The organism is Corynebacterium sp., from assembly GCF_030535495.1.
Taxonomy (GTDB): domain Bacteria; phylum Actinomycetota; class Actinomycetes; order Mycobacteriales; family Mycobacteriaceae; genus Corynebacterium.
On record NZ_JAUNRW010000128.1, the window covers coordinates 1 to 5298 of the forward strand.

General features: G+C 66.7%; 4 protein-coding genes. 1 reads left to right on the forward strand and 3 read right to left on the reverse strand.

What is annotated here, in order from left to right:
- Positions 1–342: 342 nt before the first annotated feature.
- Entirely contained in the window at positions 343–1992 is a 1650-nt protein-coding gene (locus tag Q4F73_RS11280; protein WP_303359439.1) for an AMP-binding protein, read from the reverse strand.
- Between the two features lie 219 nt (positions 1993–2211).
- Here Q4F73_RS11280 and Q4F73_RS11285 point away from each other — a divergent pair, with 219 nt between their 5' ends.
- Entirely contained in the window at positions 2212–3081 is an 870-nt protein-coding gene (locus Q4F73_RS11285) for a GDSL-type esterase/lipase family protein (protein WP_303359440.1), read from the forward strand.
- 33 nt (positions 3082–3114) lie between these two features.
- Here the strand turns inward: Q4F73_RS11285 and rfbA are convergent, their stop codons facing one another.
- The gene (gene rfbA / locus Q4F73_RS11290) at positions 3115–3981 is read right to left on the reverse strand and encodes a glucose-1-phosphate thymidylyltransferase RfbA (RefSeq protein WP_303359441.1); all 867 of its coding nucleotides are present in this window, start codon (positions 3979–3981) and stop codon (positions 3115–3117) included.
- On the reverse strand, positions 3978–5294 hold the full coding sequence (rfbD, locus tag Q4F73_RS11295; protein WP_303359442.1) for a dTDP-4-dehydrorhamnose reductase: 1317 nt from the start codon (positions 5292–5294) through the stop codon (positions 3978–3980). Before rfbD ends, rfbA begins: the two co-directional genes overlap by 4 nt.
- Positions 5295–5298: the final 4 nt, after the last annotated feature.

Sequence of the window (5298 nt, forward strand, 5' to 3'; positions counted from 1 at the left end):
TAGAGCATCTCACTCGTAATGAGAAGGTCGCGAGTTCGATTCTCGCAGGCGGCTCCACGAAAACCCCAGGTCACGATGTGCGGCCTGGGGATTCTTCGCGTCTGGCGCCGGGGTCTCCGCTGCGCAGCGCGTGAGTCGCGGCGGGCTGGACTCCGGTGGAGCACCGGGCGTCGTTTTAACGATCATCGTTTTGACGACCATAAGCGCCTCGCAATGTCAGAAATGACCAGGCAGTATGGCGCGCGGCTTATGGGTCGAGTGGTCGTTAAAACGAGCATCGTTTTAACGCCCGGGCCTGCCCTCCTACAGCGCCCAGGACGACCGTAGATCGCCTGCGCTGCGCTACCCCTCCAGTCCGGGCAGGAAGCGCGGCATGACCTTGCCCGTGGGGTTGCGCGGCAGTTCCTCCAGGAAGTGCACGTCGCGGGGGATGGAGTGCTCGGCGAGGTTGTCGCGGACGAAGTTGCGCACGTCGTCGGCGGTCATGGACTGCCCGGCCTCGCTGTCGTCGCGGACGATCCAGGAGGCGACACGACGGAAGGTGTCCGGATCCGCGACGCCGTGGGAGTAGACCTCGCTGATCCCGGGCATGGCGTAGAGGATCTCGTCGACGGAGGCGGGGTGGACGTTTTCGCCGCCGACGATGATCATGTCGTCGATACGCCCGAGGACACGCAGGTGGCCGTTGTCGTCGATGTATCCGAGGTCACCGATGCGGACCAGGTCGCCGGACTTGTCCAGGGGGATGTTCGGGTTGGTGTAGCCGGTGAGGGTGGTGGAGTTGCGCAGGTGGATCTGTCCGACGGTGCCGTGCGGAACCTCGGCGCCCGACTCGTCGAGAATCTTGAGGTTGGTGCCCAGGGCGATCGGCCCGGAAGTGCTCGGATCCGCGGCGAGGTCAGCGCCGGAGGCGACGGAGGCCAGGGTGAGTTCGGTGGATCCGTAGACGTTGCATAGGATCGGGCCGAAGCGCTCGATGGTCTGCTCGACGAGCGTCGGAGTGAGTGCGTGGCCGGAGGAGACGATGAACTCGAGCTGGGAGGTGTCGTACTGGTCGTGGTCCGCGACCTCGAGGATCTGCTTGAGGAAGATCGGCGAGGTGACCATGGCCTCGAGCTGGTGGGTGTCGATGTCACGGAGGACCTGCTCGGCGTCGAAAATGCGGTGGCACACGACGGTGGCCCGGGCCGCCAGGGCGATGTTGATGGCGCTCCAGCCCCAGGTGTGGAAGATGGAGGCGTGCATCTGGACGCGGATGTTCGCCCGCCACGGCACCTTCTTCAGCATGCCGGCCAGCACCAGCGGCAGCTTCGGTTCCGGGCGCATGACGCCCTTCGGAATACCGGTGGTGCCCGAGGACATGAGCACGATCGGACCGTGCTTCGGCAGGGCCGGCAGGGAGGTGTCCTCGGTCACCCAGGGGCGTTCGACGATGTCACGCAGGGTGATGTGGTTGTCGTGGTCGCGGGTCTGGTGCCCGATGATGACGTGGAGGCCCTGCTTATCGACGACCCCCTGATCCAGGCGATCGACGAATTCATCGTCGATGACCAGGACGTTGATGCCGTTTTCCTCGATGCAGCCGGTGAGCTGCTCCGGGGAGGAGGCGACGTTGAGCAGGTAGATGCCGGCGCCGACGTAGCCTTTGGCGGCCAGCGGGTAGATGATGCCGCGGCCGTTGCGGGCCATCACTCCGAGGCGGATGTCATCCAGGCCCAGGCCTGCGATGTGGCGGGCGAGGGTCTGCGAGTTCTCGCGGAGCTGGCGGTAGGTGATCTCGCCGTCGTCGTCGATGACGGCGATGCGGTGGGGGGTGGCCAGGTTGCCCTGCTCGACTTCCCGGGCGGTGGTGAACCAGTAGCGGCCGAGGGCGGCGCCCTGGCCCAGCCCCCCGCGGGAGCTCAGGATGCCGGTGCGCAGGACGGCGGGGAGGAACTCCCCGAGGGCGCGGGCGGTGATGGCGGGGTAGCGGAGGCGTGCGGCAAGGGACACGATGGATGGGCTCCTTCGGCTGGGGTCTGTCACCACCATAGTTTCACACGGCAAAATACATGCCCCAAAGGCGTGACGTTTTAGTCTCGGGCGGCTAAGGTGTTTCGTGACCGTTCCGTGATCTGCCAGAGTGGCTGAAGTGGTTATTGTGACAAAACCTCATCAGTGGGACAAACTGGTGGGAACACACCCGGCACCAATCGGACCGTAAGGACCCTCATGCTCCACATCTCCCTGCATCCCCGCCGCCTCTGGGTGGCGCTGGCCTCCCTCATCATGTTCGCCGGTGTCGTCTCCGTCGCCGCCCCGGCGGCCGACGCCCAGCAGCGGAACCTCGTGGTCTTCGGCGACTCCATCATCGCGGACACCCCCACCCCGGAGTACCTGATCAACCGCATCGGCTCCACCAGCTCCAACTCCCCCCTGAGCTCCGGGTCGTCCGAGGGGAGCAGCTTCCAGCAGTGCCCGACCTCGCAGAACAACTACGGTGTCCGCGCCGGGCACAAGCTGGGCCTGCCGACCAGGGACTACTCCTGCGCGGGAACCACCGCCATTTCCCCGGGCCCGCAGTTTGCTGACCAGGTCGGCCGAGCGCTGCGGGATGGCGCCCTCAACCCCGCCACCGCCCGCGTCGTCATCACCACCGGTTTCAACGACACCTACAACAACGGCAACCTCAGCGAGTGGGACATCCGCCAGCGTTTCGTCGGTGCCATGCGTCCCCAGGTCGACCGGATCCGCGCCGCCGCCCCGAACGCACGCATCCAGATCGTCGGGTACTCCACCATCACCGACCACGATCACGTCTGCCTCGCCCACCTCGGCGCCAACATCAAAGACCGCACCTACGCACCTCAGGTGGGCTACTGGGAGCGTCTCTCGCAGGGCATGCTCAGCGACCTGGCGCATGCCTCCGGCACCCAGTTCGTCGACCTGAAGCCGTCCACCCGCGACCGCGGCATGTGCGCCCCGGATCATCTCCGCAACTGGGCCGGTCTCATTGACTTCCATGCCGGACCGGGCAACATGCCCGTCCACATGACGGACCGCGGCCATGAGCACGTGGCCAACGTCATCGCCGCGTCCTGACAAGACAGCCGCTAGCCTCGCTCCCGAGCGAGCTCAGCGGTCCTGCGCCACCGCCAGCAGATACTCGCCGTACCCGGACTTGAGCAGCGGTCGCGCCAGGTCCTCCAGGGCGGCGGCGTCGATGAATCCCTCGCGGTAGGCGGCGACCTCGGGGGAACCGATGACCTGGCCGGTGCGCTTCTGGATCACCTCCACGTAGGAGGAGGCCTCGCTCATCGAGTCGAAGGTGCCGGTGTCCAGCCACACATCGCCGCGCTGCAGGCGTTGGACGTGCAGGTCACCGGACTGCAGATAGGCGTCGTTGACGGCGGTGATCTCGAGTTCCCCGCGCTCGCTCGGGGTGATCTGCTTCGCGATGTCCACCACCCGCCGGTCATAGAAGTACAGCCCCACCACCGCGTAGTTCGATTTCGGCGCGCGCGGCTTCTCCTCGATGCTCAAGGCCCGGCCGTCGGCGGAGAACTCGACCACTCCGTAGCGCTCCGGATCGGAGACCTCGTAGGCGAACACCGTGCCGCCGGAAGGGTGGCGGCAGTCGGCGAGCGTGGTGCTGAAGTGGTAGCCGTCGAAGATGTTGTCGCCGAGGGCGAGCGCGACGTCGTCGTCGCCGATGAAGTCCTCACCGATGAGGAAGGCCTGCGCCAGGCCGTCGGGGGAGGGCTGGTGCGCGTAGTCGATCATCAGCCCCCACTGGGAACCGTCACCGAGGAGGCGTCGAAAAGCGGGGGAGTCCTCCGGCGTGGTGATGACGAGGATCTCCCGGATCCCCGCCTGAATGAGCGTGGACAGCGGGTAGTAGATCATCGGCTTGTCGTATATCGGCATGAGCTGCTTGGAAATGCCCTGCGTGATCGGATACAGCCGCGTCCCGGAACCGCCGGCGAGGATGATGCCCTTCATAGGAGATACAGTGCCAGACCGACGCGCCAGTTCTGCGGCACGAAACCGCTCGCCTCGATCTTCGCCGTGTTCAACGTGCTTATCGACGGCCGCCTGGCGTGCGGTTTCCCGTCGAAGTACTCCTCGCTGCTCACCGGCTGCACCATGTCCGGATCGCGGTGCAGGCCCGTGTAGACGGCCATGGCGAGTTCGTCGAAACCGACCTCGTCGCCTCCGCCCGTGAGGTGGTAGATGCCGTAGTCGGGCTGCGTGTCCAGCAGGTGCACGATGCCCTTGGCCAGGTCGGTGGCGAAGGTGGGGCGGCCCCGCTGATCGTGGACCACCTGCGGGCGGACGTCCCTTGCCGCCAGGGAGCGCATGGTGTCGACGAAGTTCCTCCCCTCGCCCACCACCCAGCTGGTGCGCACGATGTAGTGGCGCGGGGCGGTCTGCACGGCCACCTCGCCCGCCGCCTTCGACGCCCCGTAGACGTTGAGCGGCGCCACCGGATCCTCCTCGGTGTAGGGGCGTGTGGTGTCCCCGTCGAAGACGTAGTCGGTGGACACCTGCACGAGCGTGAGGTTGTTCTCCGCCGCGATCCGGGCCAGCTGTGCCGGGCCGTTCGCGTTGACGGCCCAGGCGGTGGCCGGATCCTCTTCGGCGGCGTCGACGGCGGTGTAGGCGGCGCAGTTGATGATCGCCGCATACTGCCGCCAGTTCCGCGCCGGCGGGGCGGTGATGTCGAAGGTCTCATGGGTGGTGAACTCGGCGTCGGGAAGCAGCTTTCTCAGTGCGCGTCCGAGCTGCCCGTCCGCGCCCGTGACCAGGACCTTCCGGGGCTTGACCGGCAGGAGTTCGCGGGTCAGCGCGCGGTCCTTCTCGGAGAGGTTGATCGGCGGCAGGGGCCAGTCGATGAGCTTGTGGGAGACGTTGACGTACTCGACGTCCGGTGACCAGTGATCGTTGACCAGGTAAAGGTAAGTCGTGGCGTCCTCGAGCACCTGGTAGCCGTTGGCCACCCCGCGCGGCACGAACACCGCGGTGCCCGGGCCGATCTCCACTGTCTGCGTCTGGCCGTACGTCGGCGAGCCCTCCCGCAGGTCACACCAGCCGCCCTGCACGCGCCCGGTGCCGACCGTGACCAGCTTGTCCCACGGCTCGGCATGCAGGCCGCGCGTGGTGCCCGCCGTGGCGTTGAAGGCCACATTCGACTGCACGGGCCGGAAATCCGGCAGGCCTTCCCGCGTCATCCGGGCGCGCTGCCAGGCCTCCTTGAACCAGCCGCGCTCGTCCTCGTGGACCTGCAGGTCCAGTACCAGTAGTCCGTCGATCATCACT

What these genes read in the sequence shown, in the direction of transcription:
- Q4F73_RS11285 (WP_303359440.1), top strand. Translation starts at nt 2,212, where the DNA reads ATGCTCCACATCTCCCTGCATCCCCGCCGCCTCTGGGTGGCGCTGGCC.
- rfbA (WP_303359441.1), bottom strand. Translation starts at nt 3,981, where the DNA reads ATGAAGGGCATCATCCTCGCCGGCGGTTCCGGGACGCGGCTGTATCCG.
- rfbD (WP_303359442.1), bottom strand. Translation starts at nt 5,294, where the DNA reads ATGATCGACGGACTACTGGTACTGGACCTGCAGGTCCACGAGGACGAG.